2 protein-coding genes are annotated in these 587 nt (G+C 60.8%); both read left to right on the plus strand.

Annotation, left to right across the window (positions count from 1 at the left end):
• Positions 1-195, plus strand: a 195-nt coding sequence (locus AC1DU6_RS34990; protein ID WP_477863141.1) for a hypothetical protein, incomplete at its 5' end; no start/stop codon positions are given.
• Positions 196-378: 183 nt separating this feature from the next.
• Positions 379-587, plus strand: a 209-nt coding sequence (locus AC1DU6_RS34995) for a GTP-binding protein (RefSeq protein WP_010394284.1), incomplete at its 3' end; no start/stop codon positions are given.

Consider the following 587-nt stretch of genomic DNA (forward strand, 5'->3'; position numbering starts at 1 on the left):
GTGCAGGGCATGGACGACATGGTCGGTGGCGGCAAGGCCATCAAGGCCGAAGTGCCGCTGTCGGAAATGTTCGGCTACTCGACGACCCTGCGCTCGATGTCGCAAGGCCGTGCCACGTACACGATGGAGTTCAAGCACTACAGCGAAGCTCCGAAGAACGTGGCCGACGCCATCATTACCGCTCGCGGAAAGTAATGGTCTGGGGTTGGACCTGCGTAGCAGCTCCGACCCCACTGATTCAGAAGCCGGCGCGAGCCTGAGGCTTGCGCCGCCGTCTTCTCGTGGATCGCCCTGGGTTGCCAGTCACCAGGGATTTCCGGTTCACGAGGAAACGCAAAACCAACCGACTGGCAATGCTCTTTCTCTGGAGTCAAGAAAATGGCAAAAGGCAAGTTTGAACGGACCAAGCCGCACGTGAACGTGGGCACGATTGGCCACGTTGACCACGGCAAGACCACGCTGACCGCGGCRATCGCGACCGTGCTGTCCAAGAAGTTCGGCGGCGAGGCCAAGGCCTACGACCAGATCGACGCAGCGCCTGAAGAAAAGGCCCGCGGCATCACGATCAACACCGCCCACGTCGAGTA

Source organism: Roseateles sp. P5_B10, assembly GCF_056400485.1.